Genomic DNA, 24,882 nt, shown 5'->3' with positions numbered 1-24,882 from the left:
TGCATTAACAATGCTTTACCCCTCCCCCGCTTCGGCGGGGATTTTTCTTATGGCTTTATATTTTCTGCGATATAGCACCTTCAAACTCCTGCTTTCACCCCATCCCAATCCAATCCAAATTTAGCTAAATACTTTCGCAGCCTATCTGCATCATTCGGTTGCTTTTTCTGTTGGCGAGACACCGCAAATAGAGTGCGCCCAGCTTCTGATAATGATGAAGATTTTCGGCACACATCCAGTACGGTGGCTAACTGCTGCTGCTCAAACAGGTCGATTTCCCCGACTTGCTTAGGTAGCTGTAGTTTAGATTTCGGCTGCCACTGCTGGCTTAAACGCTGAATTTCCTCCTCCACCACAGATTGCGTAATACGCCCACGTTCGGCGAAGGTTGCCATACGGGAAATTGAAGCGCCTAATTCACGGAAGTTGCCTCGCCATGCGGCTTTAGGGGAGCAAGCAAACTGAACATAGTGCTGACGAGCTTCTCTATCAAAACGGATTTGGCTCTGCTCTGCTTGGCAGAATTTTGCCAGTTCATAATCGATATTCGGCTCAATATCCTCACGGCGATCCGCCAGCCCTGGCAGCGCAAACGTCCACATATTAATACGGGCGAATAAATCTTCGCGGAATTTTCCCTCTTCCACCCACTCGGCAAGGTTGCGATGGGTGCCAGCTATCAACTGAAAATCACTTTGAATTTCACTGTCCGAACCAAATGGAAAAAAGCTTTTTTCTTCAATGGCTTTTAATAGCATTGCCTGCTCATCAAGCCCTAACTCGGCAATTTCATCCAAAAATAAAATGCCGCCGTCGGCCTCTTTCAGTAACCCTTGGCGTGGGTTAAGCGCGCCCGTAAATGCGCCCTTCACATGCCCAAATAACGTGGACATCGCATTATCGCCGCGCAAGGTGGCGCAGTTAATCTCCACAAAGCGACCTTTGACTTGATGGCGCCCTTGGCGTAACTGGTAAATTCGCCGAGCCAGAAATGATTTTCCTGCCCCCGTTGGACCATTGAGCAAAATCGGCGCTTTAGAGCGTAGTGCCACACGCTCGATTTGCTCAATCATGGTATTAAATGCCTGATTACGGGTGGCGATCCCCGCTTTTAAGAATGCCAACTGAGTTTGCTGCTGGCTATCAAAGCGGCTGGTGATTTGCGCATAACGGCTTAAATCAAGATCAATTTCCGCATACATACCCACAGGATCGGTTTCCCGTTCCCCGCGAGTCGGTGAAGTTTGGATCAATTTTGCGGGCAAATAGTGTGCTTCCGTCAGTAAGAACCAACAGATTTGTACCACGTGGGTGCCTGTCGTGATATGCACCAAATACTCTTCGTTTTCTGTATCGAAAGGGTAGTTCGCAGAAAAATCCAGCAGTGAAGTGTAGACCTCTTCAAAATCCCACGGATCCGCAATATCCACTTCACGCAGTATCACCTCAGTTTTCGGTGATGCCTGCTCAATATCTTCTTTCACCCGGCACGCGAGCGAGTAGTCGTTCACCTGATGAATTAGCTCAAAACGGTGAATATCTAAATCTGCTTGCTGGCACAGTCCCACAGTAGGACGCCATTTTTTCCAGCGATTGGCTTTTTTACCGCGTCTATCAAGCACAGTACCCAATACGCCAATAACCACTTTTCTTTTTTGATTCATATTTATAAATATTTATAAGTTACGATATAAAAATATATAAATAAGCATAAGTCATTCTGATAAACAATGGCACCGGAAAAATCATAAAAATAATTAAATGTTAATTATCAATTAATTAAAAGTATTTAATGGCATTTTTAGAAAGTTGGCACGCATCTGGCAATAGTCTGACTGTCCACTACCGGAATTTGTCAGAACTTCAGTTCTACCGGTGCAGACATGGTGGCTAGCCCCACTTCATGGTCTGTATTCCGCCGTTGGTAAGACCTATCTGGTAATAGCATGCGCTATCGGGTTCGAGTCCCGACATTCAAAACCAAATGAATAAAACGTGGTTGCCGTTTCGCCACACAGTGTTATCCGAGTCATCGCACCGGGCATTGAGCAAAACAGTAGACAGCCGTATGGCGCTCGATTGTTTCCCTCCTCGCTTCGTCGATGATTTCGATAACACCTCAATAAATAAAAAGGAAAATAACAATGACAAAAATTAACGTGGCACAGGGATACATTGCACTGACTTCAAACAAAGGCGACTTCAAGCAACTGTTCGTGGCTGGCGAATATCGCCTTAATGATTGGTTTAATAAACTGACCGTTTCACTGTTTGAACTAAATAATGACCCAATTGAAGAGAAACTTGCTGAGCATTTACGCCAGTTTCACCCTGATTGGGTTGAAGAATACTGTGTGGATATCACTCTTGCAGATGATGAAATGGGCTTTGTGTATTTGCATAACAGCTTGAATGAAATTTTAGCGCCCGCGACGCGCCGACTGTACTGGAAAACGGGCAATACGTTGCACATCGAAACTCAATCGACGGACGATGTGGTTATCAACCCAACACTACTGGCGCGTTTGGCGGGTAAAAAACGCATCAAAGGTACCGATCTGGCGTTAATCAGCCAAGTTCCTGCATGGCATGTAGGTATCTTCAAATTAGATGGTGAAATTCAATCCATTTTACAGCCCGGCACTTACGGCTACTGGAAGATTTGCCGTAAACCTGAAGTGGACGTGATTGATACACGGTTACAGGCATTGGAAGTCAGCGGTCAGGAGATTTTGACCAAAGATAAAGTCACTTTGCGTGTTAACTTATCGGCAAACTGGCGCTATGCCGACATCCTGTTGGCGTTATCCAAATTGAGCCAACCGGTAGATTATTTATATCGCGAGCTGCAATTTGCCCTGCGTGAAATTATCGGCACACGCACCTTAGATGAACTGTTGGAAAACAAGCAGTTAATCGACCAGCTGATGATGGAACATGTGGTACAAACCGCCCTCACCTTCGGTTTAGAAATCGATAGCATTGGCGTGAAAGACATTATTTTACCGGGAGACATGCGCACCATCTTGTCTCAGGTAGTAGAAGCCGAAAAATCAGCACAAGCCAACGTGATCCGTCGCCGTGAAGAAACTGCCGCCACGCGCTCACTGTTAAATACCGCCAAAGTGATGGAAAACAACCCCGTTGCCTTGCGTTTGAAAGAGCTCGAAACCTTAGAAAGTATTGCACATCGAATCGACCAAATTTCCGTTTATGGTGGATTGGATCAAGTATTAAACGGATTGGTAAAAATTAAGGAATAACAATGAATAACAATAACTTTAACCAAATTATGCAGCCCAATAGTGCGCCAGTAAAAATGTGGACTCACGGAGTCCCTGTTGACCCTGCGGCAGTGACCCAATTGCAAAACACCGCAAAAATGCCGTTTATCTTTAAACACCTCGCAGTGATGCCGGATGTGCATGTGGGTAAAGGTTCCACTATCGGGAGCGTGATCCCAACCAAAGGGGCGATTATCCCTGCGGCGGTTGGAGTGGATATTGGGTGTGGAATGATTGCGGTGCGTACATCATTAACTGCATCGGATTTACCCGATAGCCTGCAAAATATTCGTTTTGCCATTGAAGCGGCAGTACCTCATGGGCGAACCACTCATCGACACGGTCGAGATAAAGGCGCTTGGCATCGTGCCCCTGATATTGTGGATACCCACTGGGCGCAACTGGATGAAGAGTTCAAACGCATCTGCGATAAGTACCCGAAGCTACGTGGGACAAACCATTACAACCACTTAGGGACGCTGGGAACAGGGAACCACTTTATTGAGCTGTGTTTGGATGAGCAAGACCGCGTTTGGGTGATGCTACATAGCGGGTCTCGCGGAGTGGGAAATGCGATTGGTAACTTGTTTATTACCTTGGCGCAAAAAGATATGCAGCAACATATCGCCAATTTGCCAGACCGTGATTTGGCGTACTTTCAAGAGGGAAGCCAATATTTCAACGACTATATGGAAGCCGTAGGTTGGGCGCAGGATTTTGCCCGTCATAACCGTGAAGTGATGATGCATCGCGTGCTGGAAGCGCTGTCGAAAGAAATCACCAAACCGTTTATGACGCAGCAAGAAGCCGTAAACTGCCACCATAACTATGTGCAGAAAGAGCAGCATTTTGGTGAAGAAATTTTGGTGACTCGAAAAGGGGCAGTATCTGCCCAAAAAGGGCAAATGGGGATCATTCCAGGCTCAATGGGAGCCAAAAGCTTTATTGTTCGCGGTCTAGGAAACGAAGAGAGTTTTTGTTCATGTAGCCACGGCGCAGGACGCGTAATGAGCCGAACAGAAGCCAAAAAACGTTTTTCCGTGAGCGACCAAAAGATAGCCACCGCCCATGTTGAATGCCGAAAAGATAGCGATGTAATCGATGAAATTCCAATGGCGTATAAAGACATTGATGCAGTGATGGCAGCCCAATCGTCGCTAGTGGAAATTGTGCATACATTACGCCAAGTGGTGTGTGTGAAGGGGTAATTTTCCCCAATTAGGAGTTCAAATGAAAAGTAACAGCATGGAAAAAATGAGTGATGGCGTATCCATGCTTATGCAAGAAAGGATACGTGAAACATTAAGCGAGATAGAACGCACTCACCAAGTCAAAATATTATTTGCCTGTGAATCCGGTAGTCGTGGTTGGGGATTTGCCTCACAAGACAGTGATTATGATGTGCGCTTTATCTATGTGCATTCCCTCGATTGGTATCTGACACTCGATAGAAAGCGTGATGTGATAGAAAAGCCGATTGACGACGAGCTAGATGTGTCTGGTTGGGAATTATCAAAAGCCTTAAAACTGATGCGTAATTCTAACCCCGCATTAATTGAATGGTTACAGTCGCCGATTGTTTATCATAAAGATGAGGACTTTTTTGCTCAGTTAGAATCATTGGCTGAACAATTTTACTCACCGTTAAAAGCGCGTTATCACTATCTTTCTATCAGTAAAAGGAACTTATACACTGATTTTAAGGGCGAAGAAGTGAAATTAAAAAAATACTTTTATATCTTACGGTCAGTATTAGCTTTGCGATGGATAGAGAACCATAAAAATATGCCACCGATGGCTTTTCGTGATTTAGTCGCGGCATGTGTCAGACAAAAGGATGTATTAACGGAAATTAATACGCTGCTAGAGATAAAAGGTCGAGGCAAAGAAAGCCTATATGGCGCGCGCAGACCCGCTATTGATGCCTTAATCCAAGAAACCATAGACAGCATGGAACGCTACCAATTTCCAGAACCGTCTTGTAAAGATAGTCGCCTGTTAGATGCGTTCTTACAGAAAACCATCTTAGAATTTAGTACTAAATAGCGTTTCCCGTTATCAAACAAAGGGCATCGATTTCGATGCCCTTTTCACTATTCCACGCTATTTATCGCCAATTCTCACTTTTTACCACAGAGAATTTCCCTGCCCCCAGTAACGCAATCGCCAGCGCACTCACAAAGAAATAAACGATGCTCTCAATCGCCCATGCCCCTGTTTTATCCAGTAAGAACGTTTTATCTAACCCCACCATTAACCATGCAACAATCATCGTGAACGCCACTAACAATGCAGATGGTCGGGTTAAAATACCCAACACAATGAAAATAGGAGCAACCACTTCACCCAAAATTGTGCCGTAAGCAATAAATTCAGGTAAACCATAAGAGGCTAACAACCCTTTGATGCCACTCGCACCTGTTAGCAGCTTGCTCATTCCGTGAAATAGCATTAACCCACCCACAGCTAAGCGCAACAGCAATTTTCCTGCATCTTCATGTGACAAACAACGATTGAAAAGTCCGACCATTTTGCACCCCATCTCTCTACGTTATGTTACTTATCATTATGGTTCAAAAATCAGAAATGAGAATTGTTTTAATTTTCATTTTATTCATCTATATCAAGGTAATTCTAGTTATTTTTAATCCACTATTTCTTATTCAAAAATAGCGTCTGTGCTCTCTTTTTTTGAACTAATTTTTTGAACCCAACGACTCAATGTGCAGTTCAATTGAAAAATATCCCATCAAAAAATTAACCACATAATTAACAAGATTAATCACTCAATAAATTTTTAATTAATTAAACAAAAATATTAGAAAAAGAATAATACTCTTTTTACTTGTTTAAATATTGAAGATAAATAGAAACAAAAAAATCCAGAATAAAAATAAAATAGAAACAAAATCACAAAATAAAATATTCCTTATATTATCTATACTTAACTAAGTAACATCACTCATTACAAGCAAAAATTCAGCACATTAAATAATAAAAAACAAAAAATACAAAATTTTAATCTGAAAATTTGAAATCAGTGGATTTATAAACCCATTAATTCCACTTTACATATCTTGAAGATCTTTAAACCTTGTCTAAGCTTAAAAAGCTAGTTAATTCTGACTCGCAAAAAAAATCACTTATTTTAATTAATCGAGAACCTCGATGGGGTTAATTATGCCTAGACATATACTTTCTCTATCAATACTGTCCTTATCCGTGTTATCTGGCTCAGTAATTGCTGCCACAAATAGCCCTGGAGGTATTATTTCTTTCTCCGGTGCAATTAGTGATACTACCTGTACGATTAATGGTAATAACAGCGCTGATATGTCGATTGCTTTAGATCCGATTATATCTTCTGATGCAGGAACAACGGCAAGTACAGTTATTACAAAAAACCAAAAAGCCTTTGGGCTTACCTTTTCAAACTGTGCAATTGTTGGTGGAGGTACGCCAGCAGGGACATTAAAACTTCACTTCTCTTCAAGTAATATTTCGCCTTCAGGCCTGTATTTAATGAATACAACAGTGAACGAAAATGATCCGGCCATTGCTCGTAACGTGGGCTTTAGCTTGTCACAGACTGGATCACCAACCGTTGCTATTCCATTAAATACGACCTTTGATACTCAGTTAACCGCAGCCAATACCACTTCAGCTGCTGGTGCAACATTGAACTTAATTGCTAGCTACTACAAAACAAATGCGACTGCCGCATCTGTCGGTGCGCTGCAATCAAACGTTGTTTATACCGTTTCATATCTATAACAATAAACTCAAGCTAGGTTCCTCTGAACCTAGCTTTTAGTGAGAATTTATTATGAAAATAAAATTATTATTCTTACTTCTTTTATTATTTTCTAAAGAAACATTTTCAAACGTTATTATTACAGGAACAAGGATTATATATCCAGAAGCTGCACAAAGCATGTCTGTGCAATTAACTAATAACAGTAACACACCGTCATTAGTTCAATCATGGATTGATGATGGTAATATAAACTCAACACCTGAAAATTCAGATGCACCGTTTTATCTTTATCCTCCTATTATCAAAATAGAGGGTTTACAAGGTCAACAATTAAAAATTAAAAAAACAGATAGAAAACTTCCAGATAATGTTGAAAGTGTTTTTTATTTAAATGTCCTAGATATTCCTAAAGCGCCTGATTCAATGAAAGGGAAAAATGTCATTCAATTAGCAGCGCGTTCAAGAATAAAATTATTTTATCGACCTAATGGATTAACTGAATTACCTGAAAATATCACGGACAATATTAATTACCAGCTAAATAATAACGGTATTGTCGTGAATAATAACTCCCAATACCATTTTACTATTGCTGCTATTACAACGTCTGAAGATAAAAAAACAGCGCTTGTTGATTCAGAGATGGTTCCACCACACACATCCAAAACACTGCCTTTAAAAAAACAGTTAAAAAGTAGCAATCTTATTCTGACTTATGTTGATGATTATGGTGTTTTCAAATCTAAAAACCTTCAGCTTTAACAGAAGAAACCATCATGAAAAAAGAAAATTATCTCTACATCCTTATTTTAATAGGGCTACAGACTTATCTAAAAAATGCATTTGCAGATGAATTCGATACCTCCCTTTTGGTGGGTGAATCTGCGAAAGGAGATATTTCTCGTTTCTATTCTGATGGACAAATTCCAGCGGGCAAACAGCTTGCGGATATCTATGTTAATCAGGTTTGGAAAGGGCAGTTTGACATCAATGTTGAAGACAATGGTAAGCAGATCAGCCTTGCGCAAAGTGATGTCCCTAAGCTCGGTTTAAAAACCACACCTAACCAAGTAGATCAGCCTGAGAATAATGCATATGTTCAGCTCAGCTCACTGGCACCCAATCTACATTACCAATTTAAAATCAGTGAATTACGACTAAACATTACCGTTCCACAAGTGTCGATTAAACAATCTGAATCTGGTTATGTCGATCCCAGCTTGTGGCAACATGGCGTACCCGCCATTATTTTTGCTTATAATACAAACTATTACACTTATAAAGAGAAGAAACACGAAAAGAGAAATAATGAGAATTTCTATGCCACCCTCAACTCGGGTGTCAATTTAGGTGCGTGGCAATTTCGTGATGAATCCAGTTATCGCTATTCATCCCATGGCTCGCAAAAATGGCGCAATAACACCCGCTATGTATACCGCCCAATCAGCCAGATTAATTCAGGGCTAAAGGCTGGCGATTTTTATACACCAACAGCGCTATTTAATAGCATTCGTATGCGAGGCATTATGCTCGCAACGGAAGTGGGCATGTTGCCAAACTCAAGCCAAAACTTTGTTCCTATTATTCGGGGCGTCGCACAAACCAACGCCTTAGTCACCGTTTATCAAAATGGGTATTTGGTCTATCAAGAAAACGTGCCGCCAGGAGAGTTCGCATTTAACGATATTCAACCTAGTGCGGGAAGCGGTGATTTATTGGTGGTAATACAAGAAGCCGATGGTCGAAAAGAGTCATTTTCTGTACCCTACTCCGCTGTACCAGACATGCTCAAAGAAGGTGTTTCCAACTATAACGTTCTTGCTGGGCAAGCAAAAATCGACAATACCTCATACCAACCTAAATTTATTCAAGGCGAATATCATTACGGCTTGAATAACTTGGTGACGCTCTATTCAGGCGCTCTACTCAGTGAGAAATATTATTCCGCCGTCATTGGAAGTGGTTGGAACTTTCGCTTTGGTGCTATCTCCGCGGACGTCACTCACGCCAAAACTCAATTGGATAGTGGAGATAAGAGTGGTCAAAGCTATCGTTTAACCTACAGTAAATTTATTGATGCCACTTCAACCAGTTTAACTCTCGCCACATACCGCTATTCCACTAGCGGCTACTATAGCTTTGTTGATTCAATTTACTCTCATGATAACTACAAAGCATGGCAGCGATATCAAGACCAAAATGCTAACCCAATTGGCAATAATAATAACAATTCAGATCTTTCGTTAAGCAACTTCGATGCCCTACGTGGCTCACGAGCGAAAAATACCTTCACCATTAACTTGAATCAGCAGCTTGGCAACGATTATGGCTCTGTTTTTGTTTCTGGTACCCATCGTGATTACTGGAACACTCACGGCAGTAGCCGAGAATATCAAGTCGGTTATGCCAACAACTACAACGACATTTCCTACAACGTATCCGTATCACGGGTGCGTAATTATGATAATAAAGAAGAAACTCGCGTTTATATGAATATCAGCGTTCCCATTAGCCTATTCGAAAAACGCGCTAACGTTAGCTTAGGTAGCTATTTTACTGATTCTCACTATGAACAAACGGCTTTGAGTGTCAGTGGCATCGCGGGGAAAGATAACCAAGTTAATTACACCGTAACAGGCACAAATCAGTCTGGGGGCAACAATGTCCTCGGTGGAAATATTACCTATAAACACCCTTACACCACATTATCCGGTTCTTATACCGAAGCGAATGATTATCGCCAGGCAGGATTAGGCGCCCGAGGTACCTTGGTCGCTATCCCTAACCATATCGCCTTATCGGGTGATACTGGAGATACCTACACCATCATTGATGCCCCAATGGCCAATAATATGATGGTAAATGACGATAAAACCACGCTAACCAATCAGCGAGGTGTGGTACTAGTGACCAACAGCACCCCTTATCGCGCTAACTCATATACCCTGTCTGATACCGAAAACACGGCAGGCGCTGAAGTCCTCGGAAATATGGCGAACATCAGCCCGTATCAAGGTGCAGTTAACTACATCAAATTAGAAACAGACACTCGACAAACCTTTATTTTACGAGGCGAGTTAGCCAATGGTCACAGCCTGCCATTCGGTACTGAAGTCGTCGATCCACAACAGCAAAATATAGGATATGTAGGGCAATCTGGCGTGCTGTACCTTAAGAGTGAACAGCTACCTTCAGCCTTGCACATCAAGCTGAAAGGGGAGAAAGAGTGCGTGATCCATCAACCGGTTAACACGATGGATAAAGGTAAAAACCGCTGTCAATAAAGGAAAATCCAATGAAAAAAACCACATTGGCACTATTATTTTCAAGTTTACTTGCCGTCAGCCAGTATGCTTCCGCTAACTGCCGACAAGCGTCAACCGTCACGGCATCCCCGATTGCTTTTAATTTATCAAACGATTTAACCAGCTCATCGACTGTCGTGACCAAAGACTCTCGAACCATATTTTCCGGTACATTTACTTGTACCAATAATGGATTACTCCCCAATGTCGTAGGTATTGCCTCACCATTTCAAGGTCGAAAAGCGACCGTGGGATTTAATGGGGGTAAGCAATTAGTCGAAGTCACCGTCACCCAATTAGAAAAAAATAATGTGTCAAACTTGTCCCCCGGTACCCACAATGCCAATGAACTCAATGTAAATTTCACCATGCAATTTACCCTAGTGACCGTCAAACCAAGCTCGAACTATATTGAAATTGCAGGAAGCACCGCAACCATTAACCCTGTTGTTTTTGCTTCGGATGCATCTACTTTAGGTCTTGTACAATGGCTTCTTGATGTGGTGGCTAGGCTCTTAGCATTTTTACTGGGATTTGTATGGACAACTCAGCCTGATGATATCTATTTACAACCCGTTCAAGTGACTTATAGCCCTATTACCACCACCTGTAATTTTTCAAACCAAGGTTTAGTGGTGACTCTGCCTCCCGTCAGCATCAGTACCGTCAAATCAGCAACGCGCGCAGGTTACACCCCCTTTAATCTCAACTTCACTTGCAGTGATTTTCTTGCGGGAGGCAACGCATCAAGGGATATCAATATTTTCTTATCCAGCAGCAGCTTACTCGCGGCGGATAAAACCACCATGAATAACACCGCCAGCCAAGGCGCTGCCGGTGTAGGTTTTAGACTCGTTATGGCGAGTAATCCTAATACGCCTATCACTCTATCCAATAGCGTGTCAGCACAAAGTACCGCAACGTCTATTTTCACTGTGGCAAAAGGAAGTCCCATTTCCCCATCATTTACCCTCAACATGGGAGCTTACTATTACCCTTATACCCCTGCCATCGTGACGCAAGGCCCTGTATCCAGCACCGCAACTGTGGTCATGTCATACAATTAGAAGGATGAGAAATGCAGTATATTCAAGGAATTATTTACGGTTTAATATTGCTTCTTCTTAGCTCACAAACGCACGCGAGCTTAATGCTCAAAAAAACGCGTCTGATTTACTTAAGCGACCAAAAATCTGCCAATATTCAAGCCATTAATGACAGTGAACACGCAAGCTTAGTCCAGAGTTGGATTGATGAGGGCAATATCCATTCCACCCCTGAAACGACAGAGGCACCGTTTATTGTGACCCCCCCGGTGACCAAAATCGCCGCTCATGATGGTACGCAATTACGGATTCGATTTATTGGTGGGGATTTACCACAAGATAGAGAATCCGTTTTTTACCTGAATGTACTTGATATTTCACCAAAACCTCAAAATAAAGAAGGAATGAATATTATCCAGCTGGCGCTACAAATTCGTATCAAAGTTTTTTATCGACCTGCAGCGCTTGCCAATGGCATAGAGTCGTTTATCAATAACGTGAGTGCGTTGCATTCCGAGAGTCAGCTTTCAATTAAAAATCCCACGCCTTATTTTTTGAATATTTCACAGCTCTATTATGAAAATAACCAAAATACCCCCATCGCGAAAAGCATTATGATCCCACCATATTCAACCGAAAAGCTAGAAGGAAGTCATCGGCAAAATGGCAAACTTATTGCAGTGTATATCAATGATCAAGGTGGCTTAGTCACCCATGCGTTAAGCGTAAATTAGATAACCGAACCTATCTGGCTCGGTTATTCATTTTTAAATATGGATTGTATAAAAACAGTAACGCAGCATGAATTCAGCAATCAAAGCACAAACGCAACCCACCACAAGAACATATTGGCTACGCCCAATCAGAACGCCCTGTGCCTCGTCTTTAATTCGGTAAAATGCCCCTATGCCGATAGCAACAATGGCAATGAACCCAACCACCCAACTGGCTAAACGCAGTGACCAAATTTGTTGATAAGCATTAATTGAATCAATGGGAAAAGTGACGGATTCATTGGTGTAAGCGGTTTCCAGCAAATAGTTTTCGTAGAATGGTTGATAAATCAAACGAACCACTAAGCTCACGCCCACCACCATCAATAATGCGAGCGCCCTATTTTGACCTTTATCTTTCAGGAAGAAGCTAACCAATAAATAGTACCCTGCCGCCCCTAGGGTCAACATCGCCCCATAAAACATCAGGTAGGTATTGTCATTCATCCACACTAACATGGAGGTATAACGGTAAATCGATCCCATCGCATACACATCACACAGCCCCGCGATAATCGCCAGCCCCAGTAACCCATAGGACAGGCGTTTTTTAAACCACATCCACAAAAAAGTGAGGCCCAAGAACGTAAAGTAAGTTGCCGTAAAAACCACTTCACGACTGAGCCAAGAGGAGAAAATGTTTAATAACGAATTAGGCGCATTAAGTGGCACTCCCAAGTGTGTAATGGAGGAGAGCAACCCCACTCCCGCTAGCACACAAGCGATAAATAAATAGCGCAGCAGAAAGCTCGAAGGAATATTTCCACCCAGAGTCGTCGCCAATCTTTTTGCACAAATCCCCAGCATCACGCTTAGCCCGATAGAGGCTTGCATCAACAAGGTAAATATCAATAGTGGCCATTCATTCATTTTTTCGCTCCTTGGATCACGGTATGACGCCCCGCCCCTTGGTGCGGGTGGATCACTAAATTAGGGAGAGTAATGGATGAGTCTGGCAGCCCTTTCACATCCGCTTGCGAACCAAACCGTTCGCGCAGCTCATCAATGGGACCAAACTGAATCGCACCGAGTGGGCACGTCGCCACACACACGGGAGTCTGCCCTTGCAGTTGTAAATCAATACAGAAATCGCACTTGGACATTTGTTTGGTTTCAGGATTCATCTGCGGTGCACCATATGGACACGACCACGCGCAAGTTCCGCACCCCACGCATTTATCCGTATTCACCATCACGATGCCATCCCCTTCACGCTTATGCATTGCCGTGGTTGGGCAGTTTTTCACGCACATTGGGTCAGCACAATGGTTACACGAAATAGACAAGGTATAGGCGAACACATTGTTCTCCCAGCTACCGCAGCCATTTTCGATAAATTCCCCACCCGTAATTTCATAAACTCGACGAAATTTACGTCCAACTTCGAGATTGTTTTTATCTTTGCAGGACACCTGACACGCTTTACACCCTGAGCAGCGTGCCGAATCAATATAAAACCCGAGTTGTTTGTCGCTCACTGCGGGATAAACGTGGAATTTACTCATGCTTTTGCTACCTCCACCAATAAGGTTTGATGGGCATTACCGTGCGCCATTGCCGTACTGCGCGCTGACGTTAAAACGTTGGCACATCCCCCTTGATCGACACCATTTTTATCTGGCTGCCACCAGGCTCCCGCTTGTAGTGCCACCACTCCTGGCATGATCCGCGAGGTAATTTTGACGGGTACCATCGTAACCCCTCGATCGTTATGCACTTTCACGCGATCGTCCTCCGTAATCTGGCGGTGCTTCGCGTCGATCGGATTGATCCACAACTCTTGGCGCTGCACCTCTTGTAACCACGGGTTCGCAAATTGAGTGGAATTCGCGCGGTTGCGCCCTTTCCATGTAATCAATTGCAGCGGATATTGCTGCGTTAGAGCATCTTCAGGGCCTTCAATCGCAGGCACATAATGAGAGAGTGCGGGAATATCGCGGTCATTACGGTCATATAGACGTTTCGAAAAAATCTCGATTTTGCCCGATGGGGTTTCAAACGGGTTATTGGCTAAATCTTTAATATTTTTCTCAAATGCCACATGCCCCGTGTGGGGTTTATGTTTCAAAAGATGGCGGCGTTTAACCAGCAATTCATCAAAGGTGGGAATTCCATCTTCAGGACGTTTTTCATGAGCATCATTGACCAGATGTTCAATCCACTGCTTTTCCGTGCGCCCTTCACTGAATTTTTCACCCACACCCAATTTGTTTGCCACATCACAGAGCCATTCATAATCACTGCGGCGCTCAAATTCAGGTTCCACGACCTTTTCAGACAGAATAATGTAGTTCCCTGTACCCCATGTCCCGCCGACATTCCAGCGTTCTAAAAAGCTGGTTTCAGGCAGTAAGATGTCGGCATATTTGGCGCTTGGCGTCATATACAAATCACTGTAGACGATAAACTCAACCTTATTTTCATCCTCCAGCACTTTGGCGGCATGGCGAATATCGGGGTTCTGGTTCGTCATGTAATTTCCCGCAAGGGAAAAAATCATTTTGATTTCGGTATCCAGTTTTTCTGCATTTTTTAAGCCGTTATCCGGTGTGACTAGGCTGGCATCCTCACAGGCTTGTACCCAGTTAGTAATATTAATTTTCGCTTTAACGGGGTTTTCAAATAGGCTGGGACCCGCCAGTGTTTTACGAAGATCAGGCGTCACGGCCATGCCATAACCAGCAGCCCAACCCCCTTTCACACCGACGTTTCCCGTAATGGTTGCCAGCAATGTCGCACCACGCGCAGAGCGTTCTCCACAAATATGACGCTGAGGTCCCCACCCTTGCATCAAGGCAGCGGGTTTGGTTGTGGCATATTCACGAGCCAGTTGGCGAATGGTTTGTGCAGGCACTTTGGTAATCGGTTCCGCCCACTCAGGGGTCTTCACCACACCATCTTTTTTTCCCATCAAATAGGCGACTAAGGATTCATTCTCCGGTACACCATCAGGCATTTGGTGCTCATCAAAGCCAACGGTGTAGGTATCGATAAATGCCTGATCATGCAGACCTTCGCTAATGATCACGTACATCATGGCATCCATCATGGCGTTATCGGTGGTAGGCAAAATCGGGATCCACTGATCCGCTAACGAAGACGCGGTATCGGAGTAGCGCGGATCCACCACAATAAATTTGGTGCCATTTTTCTTCATTTTTTGGAAGTAATGGTTGGTATGCCCGAAAATAGTCTCATTTGGGTTATGTCCCCATAAAATCACCAGCGGAGTCTCTTCCAATGTGTCTAACGTACTGCCACTCGCCGAGGTGCCATAAGTGTAGGGCGTCACTGCCATAGTGTTGCCGTTACTGACAGAGTGGTAATTTTCGAGAAATCCCCCCGTCAAATTAAACAGGCGGCGTAACATATTCGCCCCTGAAAAAATGCCGCCCGTCACCCCAGTACTTAGGCTGACAAATCGCGATGCAGGACCATATTGCTGGTTAATTCGCTGCATATTTTCAGCAATCAGCGTGGTGGCTTCTTCCCAGCTAATTCGTTCGAAATGCCCTTCACCGCGTTTGCCTACTCGCTTCATTGGGTATTTTAAGCGGTTCGGATGGTAGACAAATTTGCGATAGCTGCGTCCGCGCACACAAGCACGCATAATCGGCATCTCTTCATCAAGATCCCCGTCAGGACGTGTACTGATGCGCGTAACAACACCCTGCTTAACGTGGGCGCGAATATCACATTTTCCGCCGCAGTCAAAACTGCTGCATGTGGAAACCACTCGCTCACCGTCATTCGGTAAGGTGGTCGTAGGGATAATATTGGAGTTTTCTGGTGTTGAAGCGACCGTGTTCGTGGCAATAAATGGGACAGCCATGAGTGCAGAGCTGCCTTGAATAAACCGACGACGGGTCAATGGTTCAATCAGATGTTCACTCTGATCATTATAATTTTTCATGATAACTCTACCTCTGGCGTACATTAGGTTGCCGCGATAGCGTAAACATTTCCCACTGAGCCAACTTTTGAAAAACCGCCAAAGGCATTGGAATTTCAGCCAACCGCGTGAAACATGTGGTTATATCAATAAATTTTGCCTATATTCAGAAAATAATTCGTTATGTTTGAATTTCAGCCAATAAACGACGGTAACCAAAATTACAATGAGAAATATTCCACTGAGTACCATTGATAGTGTCGCTCGGGATGTTATCGCACTCGCGACAGATTACTTACCCAACGTGCTGTTGGATTCTCATAAGCATCGCCGCGCTCAATTCTTATATGGGGCAACGGGGCTAATTGAGGTGAGTACTGAAGATGGTGAGTGGGTTATTCCCCCCGACAGTGGCGTGTGGATCCCTGAAAATACAGCCCATGAAACACGGATGCTGAATGTCAGCACTCGCAGTTTATATATCGAACCTGCGGCTGCGCCCCGCCAAGGCAATCGATGCGAAGTTTTGCGCGTCACGCCTTTACTTCGCCAATTGCTATTAGAAGCGGTTGATGTGCCACTGGAATATGATCTTAACGGACGAGATGGCTCATTGATGCAGCTGATCCTCCATGAAGTGGCGCGCGCCGAGCCGCTACCATTCTTTGCCCCGATCCCGCGAGATGAAAGCCTCGCAGCCTTGTGCCGCGAATTTTTAAAATCACCGCAAATTACCTCGCTTCCCCAAGAGTGGGCTGCAAAACTGCACAAAAGCGACCGCTCATTTAGCCGCTTTTTTGGGGCGCAAACGGGTTTGTCATTTTCAGATTGGCGACAACAAGCCTGCTTACTGAGTGCCATTAGCCAAATTTCAGCAGGTAAATCGATCACTGAAGTGGCGTTTGATCTTGGTTACAACAATGTGGGTTCGTTCTCAACCATGTTTAAGAAATGGCTCGGACAAACCCCATCGAGTTTTATTCAGCGTATTGAGTCCTAACCTTAATCCAAGGTGGCAATCAGCCATGCAGAACCACGATAGTCACCCGCTTGGGCATTTTCCCCTTGCAGGTGGCTACTGATTTCGAACTCTTTCAGGCTGTGAATCTCCGCTTTGATCTCTTTACCGGATTCCCCCGTTTCAAGATCAGTGATCACCAAATCGCTGTAGATCGTATCGTTCGCCTCATTTCTCATCGGTAAGCGCTTTTGAGGGTCATCATCCTGCGTGTAATCCAAGCGTAACCGTACTTTAGTTGCCGATTGGAAGAGGCAACTGTAGGTGACTTGACCGCTAGCACGGTTGTCATAGTACAAGCTGTTTAACTGCCCATGGCGTAAATTTAATATCCCTTGCTCCCCGCTGCTGGTGCTGGATGTGCATTTTGCACCGATATTAATTTGCGAAGCCGCCAAGCGTAATGGCACAGAAGATTCGTGAAGCGGCCAGCTATCATAAGGTGGCGCCACTTTTGGATTGGTAAATGCACGCACGTAACCCGCTAATGGCATTTCACTAATAATCAACTGCCCATCGATAATTTGCTCTTTGATATAAAACGTCATGATGATAGGAAAATGGTTATTAAATCGAGGAACCTCAAATTGTGTATCTGCATAAGACATTGAGCACACACCGGAGCTGCGGTTCGTCCATTCCATCATGTCGGATTGCACCGTCATCACGAGGTTGGCGTTCAACCGATACGCTTTGAGTCCTGCAATCGAAAACCCCGTTTCAGGCACATACATGAATAATCGATGAAACGCATTTGCTGGCAGAATTTGCGTGCTTGTACTTCCCCAGCGGCGCCCGACACACTTCACCATACCGGTCGGTTCCGCAAGGTTACTATCTACCACAAAAGGCTCTCCAACTTGATAATAATTTTGACCGTCAGACCCCCTATCAGGGTGATCCGCCAGCGTGCTGCTGTTATTCACGCGTATGGTATAGCCCGTATTAGGATCGATAATTTGTGCCGCATAATCTGCATGAGCCATCATCGCTGACAGTATTCCTCCGACTAAACAACCTGCCCGCGCTATGGATTTAATTGTCAACATATTGCTGTTCCCATTAGTGATAAGTGACTGAGATCATCATGGCCGACGTAAATCTTCCTGCGGGTAATTGGCTTAGTGGTCGAGTGTTCACCAACTTTGCTTGAAGATTAATACGGTGCTCCGTCGCGCTGATAGGTTGTGGTGTAATAGTTTGTATTTGATTGAGCTCTAAAGGAAATGTTAGTCCATCCGTGATATCAAAAAAATCGATCCCCAACCCTTTTGCGCTGGTGGATAAGATTTGGCGACCTTGGTACTCTTCCGTTCCATAACCTTTTGGGTTGAGTAACACCGACAACGTTTTTCTCCCTGAGCACCCACTGATATACACCGGAAAATCTTTGGTCAACGAAACCCCTGGCGCGCCATTAATTTCAACCACCCCAAAATTAATTTGCAGTGGTGAATCGTTATTTTCACTACGTACGTGGCAAGCAGGGTCGACCATTGTCGCCACGACATCCACAAACACATCCCCATTAACCACCGGTGAGATAAATATCAGAAAACCCCACCAATACTTCCTGATTTTATTGATTTGCTTCACTATTTATACTCCACGGAAAATGTAGCCCAACCGGAGAAATTCCCTGTGCCAACGTAACCATAAGGAGGTTTGCGCGCTACCACACCAAAGGACAAAGATTGCTCATCATTCACCACTGCAACGCTGCCCACATCAATAGGCTCATCCCAATCAATGAGTTTATCTTTACTATCCATAATCCCCAGTACCACGCCGCTATCACCTTGAGTGATAAGGTAGTTATCCCCATCAATATTCACTAGCTGCGTTCCATGCCACGCTATCTTGATGAGCTTTCCCAGCTCCGCACGCTGGCAATGGTCAATTTCAATGGAAAACGGCGTGATAACGCTGGTCTCCCCCAGATTAAGAGACTCCATACGTAAATTTTCTAATTGAATCTCTTTTTTGACGGAACCTGCACTCACTTTGCAGGATAAATGCACTAACTCTCCGCTAAATTCCACATCCAGAAATTGCGCATTAGCTTGAGTCGAAAAGCTCCAGAAAAGGGGCGCTAGCAGCCACCAAAACAGGGTTACCTTACTCATAACTCACCTCCAGTCGCAGTGGATGCGCACTCTCAATCACAGAAGGAAGCTGAACGGGGTTATTTCCATCAATAAGTGCCACGGGGTAACGCACTGTTTCTTCCCCCGTTAACATATCCACCACGAGCAAAATTGCCGGTGTTTTTGCTCCATGTTTATTTTCACTGAATGCAACTCCTGCGCCGCAATGGGTCAACGTCAGCGTTTTCCCTACCGTTAAACCACACGGGGCATTGAATAGCGTGGCATTCACCAAAAACCAGCCCGCCTGTGAAGATTCATAATGGGATTCAGTGGGTGGCACGCTGCCTAGAAATTCCTCTCCTTGCCCCCAAGCACTTACGGTCATTGTGATAATCCCGATAGCTAACCGGATAATATTCATCCTCATTCTCCCCTTTTATGCCTTGGTTCTATTACTGTTCCCCGGAGACTGTGCAGGTGTCTCCTTGGCAACGAAATACCAGTGTTGGCTTGCCGCCATAGTCATTGATGTAAGTGAGATAAGGGGTGGTCAGCGTGTGGCTGTTAATCTCGAATGTGGATTTAGGGGCGACCATAACAACCTCGAAGCTGCTCTCTTCCGACTGTTTCTTGCTATTCCCCACCCCAATCACCGTTAAGTTAAACGGCGTGGTGTTATTCAAACGGTAGCCTTTGGCCGTTTTTTGCAACGTAATGTTGTGCGCCCATTTGGTTTGAGAAGCTTCGAGGATTTTTTCAGGGCGATAGAACAATTTGACGCGGGATTGCAACGCAATTTGCAGTGTATTTTCTTCCGTGGATTTCGGCGGAACTTCACGCAAATTGAAATAGAAAACGGACTCTCTATCATCGGGTAATTGGCTTAATAATGGCGTTTTGCTCAAGCGCACTAGGCTGTGGCTATTGGCTTCTATCCGCTGTAATGGTGGCGTGGCAAGGATCGCGCCTTGAGTGAGTTTTTTACCTTGAAGGTCTTCAATCCAACTTTGCGCTAAATAGGCTTCTTCGGGATTATCATTCGCGATGCGCACGTTAATAGAATTTTCATTACCCGGAAAAACAATTCTCGTTCTATCCAGAGTCACCGCGCCATAAGAGGCTTGTGGTATTCCAATAAGCCCGCTTATCAATGCTGCAAAAATAGGTTTAAAATTCAACATAATCAACCTCATAGATTAAAGAGAATAAAAATTTCGTTATTTTTGACATGCCAGTTATTTTTGACATGGTAGTAACAGCATTGAAGAGGATGTGGTTAACCGGTCTGGCAACGTTATCTGACACTGTTTTTGGTTACGCCAATAAACCCACAACGCGGTATTCTTCTCGATCCCCACCAACCAGGTCACCCCTTCTTCTCCGACTATCCCAAGTTCTTGATTCACCTCATTACGCACACTGGCACCAAACGGTGGTTTTTTACCATCCGGTAAGGTGATCACCGAGAAGAGTTTTTCCCCTTTCATCACAGGGAAACTTCGATAGCCAATCGCGCCTTTTGTAAGCGTGATGTCGCTGGTGGCACTGAGCGCTTCAATGTTTTCAGGTAATTTGCTGGTGTTAATGGAAGCCGAGGATTTACGGTAACTATTCACATTTGGGATCACCGCTAAACCGAAGCGGTTGGTTTTTGTAACGCCATGATTCAGTGGTACGCCGCCAATATCTGAAGTTTCCACCATTAAGCGAGTATCACCGTGGGCAGAGCGATGCAGCGCGGCTCCCTTGGTCGTTATTGTGATCCCGCTATTAATCGATGCCCCAATACTGCGGTATTGATGAGGGACATAGCTGCCATTAATGGACACACTGGCATCCGAGAGGTCACGGGAATAAAAACCGCTCAAGCTCGTTTGGCTATCCACATCTTGCCCGTGGTTATACCCCATCGTTAAGCTGTAATTATCCCTCTCCCCATAACCGCTATATCCCACATTATGGTTATATTGATTCTTTTTATTGGAACGAGAGTACAACTCAGAAAACGTCAAGCTATGTCCGCTGTACAGCGGGATCGTCAAATAAAGGTTAATGGCATCATCTTCATAACCGTTACTTCGCTCCGTTCGCGTCGCGGAGATAGCAATATTGCCGCTATATTGGGAAAGGGAAGCAAAATTCAGGCTTGTATTGGCGTATAAACCGTACTGGGTTTGTGGGTCATCCTGCCAATAGGTGCTGTACTGGTAATTTAACGAGAAGTTAAAATCATCAAAATATTTATTTAAGTAGACTTGGTAATTTTCCTTGGTGGCTTGCGGTGAATGCCCAGTTCTGTCCTCATCCATATATTGCATTAACGTTCGATACTCTTTATCTGCAAAACGGTAGCCCGCAAAAGTAATATCGGTACGAAGATCCTCGAATGACTTCGCATAATTAAAACGGTAAGAGCGCCCCTGTAAGTGACTTTTATCGTCATCTGAATAATCAGCAAAAGATTGGGTAATATCCACCGCGACGGCCCCAAAAGAGAACAAGTCACGCCCAATCCCTAAAGCGGCACTTTGGTAATAGGCATTAAGTTGAGTTCCCCCATACAACGACCACGCATTTGATACACCATATGACAATTCACCACTAATGACGGGATCTCCCGTTAAATGTCGATTGTCATAACGTGTTTTCCCCAGCGCCGCTTTATAATTTACCCGACCCGGACGAGTTAAATAGGGCAGCGATGCAGTACTAAGACTAAATTTATTCTCTTCCCCATTTTCTTCACGTACCGTCACATCCAGCACACCACGGATCCCGCTATCAAGGGTTTGAATGCGAAAAGGTCCCGGTGGCACCGAAGTTTCTGAAATGATCCGATCCTGACTCCGAACGATCACAATGGCGTTAGTCTTTGCCACACCGATAATTTCAGGGGCATATCCCACCAATTTTGGCGGCAACATGCGATCATCACTTTCAATCGAAATACCCGTGTATTGCCAAGAATCAAACACGTCCGAGTAAAAATTATTTTCCCCGAGCGTGAGCAAAGCAGCGCTTTCTTTCAATGATCGAAAAGCATATAACCGACTGAAATCAAAGTTGTGTTTTTCTTGCGAATAACTGCCCCCATGTTGCTTTTGATAAGTCCCATTGAAGTCACCACGCAGCCGCCAAGCCCCAATGTTAATGCCCGATATTCCATTACCAGATAAGTAAACACGCTTGTCGCCATCGGTCTCTTTTGTGGCAGAAATATTCGCACTGTAGTCCACAAACAAACCATTGATCCCCTCTTCCCATAATTTTGGGGGAACCCAATAAGGATCACGATATTCCATCCACATTTGGGGAATGGTCATTTTTAGGGACATAGAAGGCAAGTCCACTTTGGTTTGTACCCCAGCCAGAGCCGAAAAATTCAAACATTTTTCATCATGAAATAATGTGATTTTTTCCTCCGCAGATTTTTTTAGTCCCATAAAATCCAGCAACTGAGGTGCCAGACACACTTGCTGAGAACCTACACTTTTTGTACTGTTATCATCAAAAACAGCAACATCTCGCGGCTCGCCTAAACGCTGACCGTTAACAAAAACAGTCAAAACATAGTCTCCAGGTGGAACATATCCCGCAACAGAGAACTGGCTCATATCAATGTTATTCATATCTTCGGCATCTAACACATCGGTATTAAATTCAGCAGCATAGCTATTGCCAATTCCCATACTTAGCGCCAATAAAATCGTCTGTCTTAGTTTGCTATGTTTGAACATCATGCTCTATACCATCCCAAATGCGACGAGTGTGCCCCTCTCGAAAATGACTTCGAGATCATGTTTATCTGCAATTTATTGATAATCGATAAAAAAACGGATTAACCCTTGATAGTTACCCGCTTGAATAGGTCGCCCAGTTAGCTCTAGACGTAAAAAGTACTGTAGATAGAGCGCTTTCCCTGATTTGTCTTGCCGTAATACATTATTTGCCAAAGGGTAATATTGCCCTGGAATCAATGTATTAAAACGGCTATCAAGGACAGAAACCCCAAGACCTTGTGATGCGCCTCTTAGTACAAATGCATCAATGTGTTCCGCTGTTTCCCCTGCAAATCGAATAGACCATGTTTTACTGTCGAGTAAAGAGTAAAGGCTTCCGCAGTCTCGTAACTCAATAATAAAAGGTTGGTTATGCTGCTCACGCTGCAACTTTGTACCAAGCAGGGGGATTGCCAAAGGTGAAAAATCAATCGTTTGAAATCTATTTTCAATTACAACCGAACACGGTGTAGCGATAACAATACCTTTCAATGTTGCGCTGCCATCAAGCTCTATTTTTTTATTCGCCGCCGCCCCCGAAATCATCAGGCACATCAGAATGGTCATCGTCATCAGTTGAGCTAATTGGCGAGTTACCCGTTGATAAACAATCACAATTGTCTCCCTCAACTTTCTCCTTCAACTCCGTATTGATACCGCCAGTTATTCACTGGCGGTAGACTCAGATGCTTACTGATAGGTAATTCGGAAGTTAGTTACGGCGCTAAACTTACCTTCAGCGACATCTTTTGTGGTATCAATCGCTTTAGCTAATGCTTTGAAGGTTAAGGTGTTATCCCCCTTCTTATTGATAATTCGCGATAAAATATCCTTAGCTTTGCCAAATTCAAAACCATCAATACCAATACCTACGTTGTTTACATTGCCCGGAGAAGTTGAAAGCAAAGTGTTACCCGCATCGGCGTAATTTTGCCCTGTAAAGACTAACTCCATGCTTTTCACTGCTGCTGACGCCCCTGTACCATCTTTGGTGTAATCTGAAAAATCACACCCTGTTAATTCAATATTAAAATTCACTTCAGCCGTTCTGCCATTCTCTAAACCACGGCGAGAAAGCTGACCAAAATCAATAGTTTGTTTTAACGATGGTTGTGCAATATTGCAGGGTGAAGTCACCACTGTACCGATAAAATTCACCGTACCTGTATTCTCTGCCATTACACTAAAAGAAGTCGCTGATGTTGCCAGCAGTGTAATGATTGCTAACTGATTAAGTTTCATATAATGACTTTCCTTTCGTTTAAAAATAGGAGAAACGCAATACACCATTAAATAATTAATGGAACAGAAAAACATTAAATAACAATTAGTTATATAATCACCAAAGAACATGTTAATTTAATTAATCATGATTAAAGATCATGTAAGGCTTTGAATTTTAATTTATCGTAATAGGAATATTTTGATTTTTTATCTTGAAATAAAAAATTATCTTGTAATTTTATCTCTGCTATTTCATCTGAATAGTTAGCAATAACTTTGAAAAAGAATTCAGACCAATCCTTACCTAATTTCTTTAATATGGCGTCAAGCGTTTCTATATTTACACTCGTAATACCACGTTCATAGCGAGATATTTGCTGTTGACTAATATGAAGCATACGCCCTAATTCCTCACCTGTTAATGAGCAATTAAGCCGTGCTTCCCGAATAAATAAACCAACTTCTTCACGTAATCGATATTTGTTTTTCATCATATTAAAACCAGTTTAAATAGCTTTAATTTCATTTACTCAAAGATAGCCAATTCATTGAGCAAATAGCGTAATAAAAAATGGATATATCCAAAGTGCAGGAAATTTAATTTATTAAAATATAGGTACAGGAAATAAATCTGTAAATACGTTTATATCGATCGAAAATATATAATTTAATAGTTAATACCTATCAAATTAACTTTATTGATCGTTTTAATAT

The 24,882-nt window shown here is 43.6% G+C and carries 23 protein-coding genes; 9 read left to right on the top strand and 14 right to left on the bottom strand.

All coding sequences use genetic code 11. The features are described 5' to 3' along the window. Positions 1 to 80 precede the first annotated feature (80 nt). Positions 81 to 1,664, bottom strand: a complete 1,584-nt coding sequence (gene rtcR / locus M5X66_RS02430; RefSeq protein WP_036955160.1) for an RNA repair transcriptional activator RtcR — start codon at positions 1,662 to 1,664, stop codon at positions 81 to 83. A gap of 480 nt (positions 1,665 to 2,144) precedes the next feature. On the opposite strand from rtcR, the gene M5X66_RS02425 reads away from it, so the two are divergent. From M5X66_RS02425 to M5X66_RS02415, 3 genes are read left to right on the top strand one after another with little or no spacing between them, the layout of a single operon-like run. Beyond that, positions 2,145 to 3,263, top strand: a complete 1,119-nt coding sequence (locus tag M5X66_RS02425; protein ID WP_036955162.1) for a slipin family protein — start codon at positions 2,145 to 2,147, stop codon at positions 3,261 to 3,263. A gap of 2 nt (positions 3,264 to 3,265) precedes the next feature. Beyond that, positions 3,266 to 4,492 carry an RtcB family protein gene (locus M5X66_RS02420; protein ID WP_006663311.1) on the top strand — a complete coding sequence of 409 codons (1,227 nt, stop codon included), beginning with the start codon at positions 3,266 to 3,268 and terminating at the stop codon, positions 4,490 to 4,492. 22 nt (positions 4,493 to 4,514) lie between these two features. Beyond that, entirely contained in the window at positions 4,515 to 5,330 is an 816-nt protein-coding gene (locus M5X66_RS02415; RefSeq protein ID WP_410431325.1) for a nucleotidyltransferase domain-containing protein, read from the top strand. 61 nt (positions 5,331 to 5,391) lie between these two features. On the opposite strand, the gene M5X66_RS02410 is transcribed toward M5X66_RS02415, so the two are convergent. After that, positions 5,392 to 5,814, bottom strand: coding sequence for a DoxX family protein (locus M5X66_RS02410; protein ID WP_036955165.1), 423 nt, complete (start codon positions 5,812 to 5,814; stop codon positions 5,392 to 5,394). A 650-nt stretch (positions 5,815 to 6,464) separates the two neighbouring features. On the opposite strand from M5X66_RS02410, the gene M5X66_RS02405 reads away from it, so the two are divergent. Genes M5X66_RS02405 through M5X66_RS02385 form a run of 5 tightly spaced genes read left to right on the top strand, consistent with a single transcriptional unit; the run spans position 6,465 to position 12,126 of the window. Next, entirely contained in the window at positions 6,465 to 7,058 is a 594-nt protein-coding gene (locus M5X66_RS02405; RefSeq protein WP_270103849.1) for a fimbrial protein, read from the top strand. Positions 7,059 to 7,110: 52 nt separating this feature from the next. Beyond that, positions 7,111 to 7,803, top strand: a complete 693-nt coding sequence (locus M5X66_RS02400; RefSeq protein ID WP_036955168.1) for a fimbrial biogenesis chaperone — start codon at positions 7,111 to 7,113, stop codon at positions 7,801 to 7,803. Positions 7,804 to 7,817: 14 nt separating this feature from the next. Next, positions 7,818 to 10,325, top strand: coding sequence for a fimbria/pilus outer membrane usher protein (locus M5X66_RS02395; RefSeq protein ID WP_036955171.1), 2,508 nt, complete (start codon positions 7,818 to 7,820; stop codon positions 10,323 to 10,325). An 11-nt stretch (positions 10,326 to 10,336) separates the two neighbouring features. Next, positions 10,337 to 11,413, top strand: a complete 1,077-nt coding sequence (locus M5X66_RS02390; RefSeq protein ID WP_036955173.1) for a fimbrial protein — start codon at positions 10,337 to 10,339, stop codon at positions 11,411 to 11,413. 11 nt (positions 11,414 to 11,424) lie between these two features. Further along, positions 11,425 to 12,126, top strand: a complete 702-nt coding sequence (locus M5X66_RS02385; RefSeq protein WP_270103848.1) for a fimbrial biogenesis chaperone — start codon at positions 11,425 to 11,427, stop codon at positions 12,124 to 12,126. Between the two features lie 33 nt (positions 12,127 to 12,159). On the opposite strand, the gene M5X66_RS02380 is transcribed toward M5X66_RS02385, so the two are convergent. The 3 genes from M5X66_RS02380 to M5X66_RS02370 are packed head-to-tail and all read right to left on the bottom strand — an operon-like array spanning position 12,160 to position 16,078. Beyond that, positions 12,160 to 13,035, bottom strand: coding sequence for a dimethyl sulfoxide reductase anchor subunit family protein (locus M5X66_RS02380; protein ID WP_036955178.1), 876 nt, complete (start codon positions 13,033 to 13,035; stop codon positions 12,160 to 12,162). After that, on the bottom strand, positions 13,032 to 13,670 hold the full coding sequence (locus M5X66_RS02375; protein ID WP_270103847.1) for a DMSO/selenate family reductase complex B subunit: 639 nt from the start codon (positions 13,668 to 13,670) through the stop codon (positions 13,032 to 13,034). Before M5X66_RS02375 ends, M5X66_RS02380 begins: the two co-directional genes overlap by 4 nt. After that, entirely contained in the window at positions 13,667 to 16,078 is a 2,412-nt protein-coding gene (locus M5X66_RS02370; protein ID WP_036955185.1) for a DMSO/selenate family reductase complex A subunit, read from the bottom strand. Before M5X66_RS02370 ends, M5X66_RS02375 begins: the two co-directional genes overlap by 4 nt. Before the next feature lie 205 nt (positions 16,079 to 16,283). Between M5X66_RS02370 and M5X66_RS02365 the strand changes: the two genes are divergently transcribed. Then, positions 16,284 to 17,057 carry an AraC family transcriptional regulator gene (locus M5X66_RS02365; protein WP_036955189.1) on the top strand — a complete coding sequence of 258 codons (774 nt, stop codon included), beginning with the start codon at positions 16,284 to 16,286 and terminating at the stop codon, positions 17,055 to 17,057. Between the two features lie 2 nt (positions 17,058 to 17,059). Here the strand turns inward: M5X66_RS02365 and M5X66_RS02360 are convergent, their stop codons facing one another. The 9 genes from M5X66_RS02360 to M5X66_RS02320 all read right to left on the bottom strand — a co-directional run bounded on the left by M5X66_RS02360 (position 17,060) and on the right by M5X66_RS02320 (position 24,662). Further along, positions 17,060 to 18,124, bottom strand: a complete 1,065-nt coding sequence (locus M5X66_RS02360) for an adhesin (RefSeq protein WP_270103846.1) — start codon at positions 18,122 to 18,124, stop codon at positions 17,060 to 17,062. Between the two features lie 13 nt (positions 18,125 to 18,137). After that, positions 18,138 to 18,671, bottom strand: a complete 534-nt coding sequence (locus M5X66_RS02355) for a fimbrial protein (protein ID WP_036955195.1) — start codon at positions 18,669 to 18,671, stop codon at positions 18,138 to 18,140. Beyond that, a complete protein-coding gene (locus M5X66_RS02350; protein WP_154599644.1) occupies positions 18,671 to 19,201 on the bottom strand; it encodes a fimbrial protein in 531 nt (176 codons plus the stop codon). Before M5X66_RS02350 ends, M5X66_RS02355 begins: the two co-directional genes overlap by 1 nt. Next, positions 19,194 to 19,586, bottom strand: a complete 393-nt coding sequence (locus tag M5X66_RS02345; RefSeq protein WP_036955200.1) for a hypothetical protein — start codon at positions 19,584 to 19,586, stop codon at positions 19,194 to 19,196. The genes M5X66_RS02350 and M5X66_RS02345 overlap by 8 nt, the downstream gene beginning before the upstream one ends. 31 nt (positions 19,587 to 19,617) lie before the next feature. Next, complete coding sequence (locus M5X66_RS02340; protein ID WP_154599646.1) at positions 19,618 to 20,346, bottom strand: fimbria/pilus periplasmic chaperone; 729 nt, start codon at positions 20,344 to 20,346, stop codon at positions 19,618 to 19,620. Between the two features lie 54 nt (positions 20,347 to 20,400). Next, the gene (locus M5X66_RS02335) at positions 20,401 to 22,905 is read right to left on the bottom strand and encodes a fimbria/pilus outer membrane usher protein (RefSeq protein WP_270103845.1); all 2,505 of its coding nucleotides are present in this window, start codon (positions 22,903 to 22,905) and stop codon (positions 20,401 to 20,403) included. A 72-nt stretch (positions 22,906 to 22,977) separates the two neighbouring features. After that, positions 22,978 to 23,559, bottom strand: a complete 582-nt coding sequence (locus M5X66_RS02330; RefSeq protein WP_036955213.1) for a fimbrial protein — start codon at positions 23,557 to 23,559, stop codon at positions 22,978 to 22,980. Positions 23,560 to 23,634: 75 nt separating this feature from the next. Beyond that, a complete protein-coding gene (locus tag M5X66_RS02325) occupies positions 23,635 to 24,186 on the bottom strand; it encodes a fimbrial protein (protein WP_036955218.1) in 552 nt (183 codons plus the stop codon). Between the two features lie 131 nt (positions 24,187 to 24,317). Beyond that, entirely contained in the window at positions 24,318 to 24,662 is a 345-nt protein-coding gene (locus tag M5X66_RS02320) for a helix-turn-helix domain-containing protein (RefSeq protein WP_036955222.1), read from the bottom strand. Between the last annotated feature and the right edge of the window lie 220 nt (positions 24,663 to 24,882).

The organism is Providencia sp. PROV188, assembly GCF_027595165.1.
Taxonomy (GTDB): Bacteria; Pseudomonadota; Gammaproteobacteria; order Enterobacterales; family Enterobacteriaceae; genus Providencia; species Providencia lanzhouensis.
This window is presented reverse-complemented; position numbering and strand designations above follow the sequence as displayed.

Bases quoted from the DNA above. Each gene is read 5' to 3' on its own strand.
- rtcR (WP_036955160.1), bottom strand. From the start codon at position 1,664: ATGAATCAAAAAAGAAAAGTGGTTATTGGCGTATTGGGTACTGTGCTT.
- M5X66_RS02425 (WP_036955162.1), top strand. From the start codon at position 2,145: ATGACAAAAATTAACGTGGCACAGGGATACATTGCACTGACTTCAAAC.
- M5X66_RS02420 (WP_006663311.1), top strand. From the start codon at position 3,266: ATGAATAACAATAACTTTAACCAAATTATGCAGCCCAATAGTGCGCCA.
- M5X66_RS02415 (WP_410431325.1), top strand. From the start codon at position 4,515: ATGAAAAGTAACAGCATGGAAAAAATGAGTGATGGCGTATCCATGCTT.
- M5X66_RS02410 (WP_036955165.1), bottom strand. From the start codon at position 5,814: ATGGTCGGACTTTTCAATCGTTGTTTGTCACATGAAGATGCAGGAAAA.
- M5X66_RS02405 (WP_270103849.1), top strand. From the start codon at position 6,465: ATGCCTAGACATATACTTTCTCTATCAATACTGTCCTTATCCGTGTTA.
- M5X66_RS02400 (WP_036955168.1), top strand. From the start codon at position 7,111: ATGAAAATAAAATTATTATTCTTACTTCTTTTATTATTTTCTAAAGAA.
- M5X66_RS02395 (WP_036955171.1), top strand. From the start codon at position 7,818: ATGAAAAAAGAAAATTATCTCTACATCCTTATTTTAATAGGGCTACAG.
- M5X66_RS02390 (WP_036955173.1), top strand. From the start codon at position 10,337: ATGAAAAAAACCACATTGGCACTATTATTTTCAAGTTTACTTGCCGTC.
- M5X66_RS02385 (WP_270103848.1), top strand. From the start codon at position 11,425: ATGCAGTATATTCAAGGAATTATTTACGGTTTAATATTGCTTCTTCTT.
- M5X66_RS02380 (WP_036955178.1), bottom strand. From the start codon at position 13,035: ATGAATGAATGGCCACTATTGATATTTACCTTGTTGATGCAAGCCTCT.
- M5X66_RS02375 (WP_270103847.1), bottom strand. From the start codon at position 13,670: ATGAGTAAATTCCACGTTTATCCCGCAGTGAGCGACAAACAACTCGGG.
- M5X66_RS02370 (WP_036955185.1), bottom strand. From the start codon at position 16,078: ATGAAAAATTATAATGATCAGAGTGAACATCTGATTGAACCATTGACC.
- M5X66_RS02365 (WP_036955189.1), top strand. From the start codon at position 16,284: ATGAGAAATATTCCACTGAGTACCATTGATAGTGTCGCTCGGGATGTT.
- M5X66_RS02360 (WP_270103846.1), bottom strand. From the start codon at position 18,124: ATGTTGACAATTAAATCCATAGCGCGGGCAGGTTGTTTAGTCGGAGGA.
- M5X66_RS02350 (WP_154599644.1), bottom strand. From the start codon at position 19,201: ATGAGTAAGGTAACCCTGTTTTGGTGGCTGCTAGCGCCCCTTTTCTGG.
- M5X66_RS02345 (WP_036955200.1), bottom strand. From the start codon at position 19,586: ATGAATATTATCCGGTTAGCTATCGGGATTATCACAATGACCGTAAGT.
- M5X66_RS02340 (WP_154599646.1), bottom strand. From the start codon at position 20,346: ATGTTGAATTTTAAACCTATTTTTGCAGCATTGATAAGCGGGCTTATT.
- M5X66_RS02335 (WP_270103845.1), bottom strand. From the start codon at position 22,905: ATGATGTTCAAACATAGCAAACTAAGACAGACGATTTTATTGGCGCTA.
- M5X66_RS02325 (WP_036955218.1), bottom strand. From the start codon at position 24,186: ATGAAACTTAATCAGTTAGCAATCATTACACTGCTGGCAACATCAGCG.
- M5X66_RS02320 (WP_036955222.1), bottom strand. From the start codon at position 24,662: ATGATGAAAAACAAATATCGATTACGTGAAGAAGTTGGTTTATTTATT.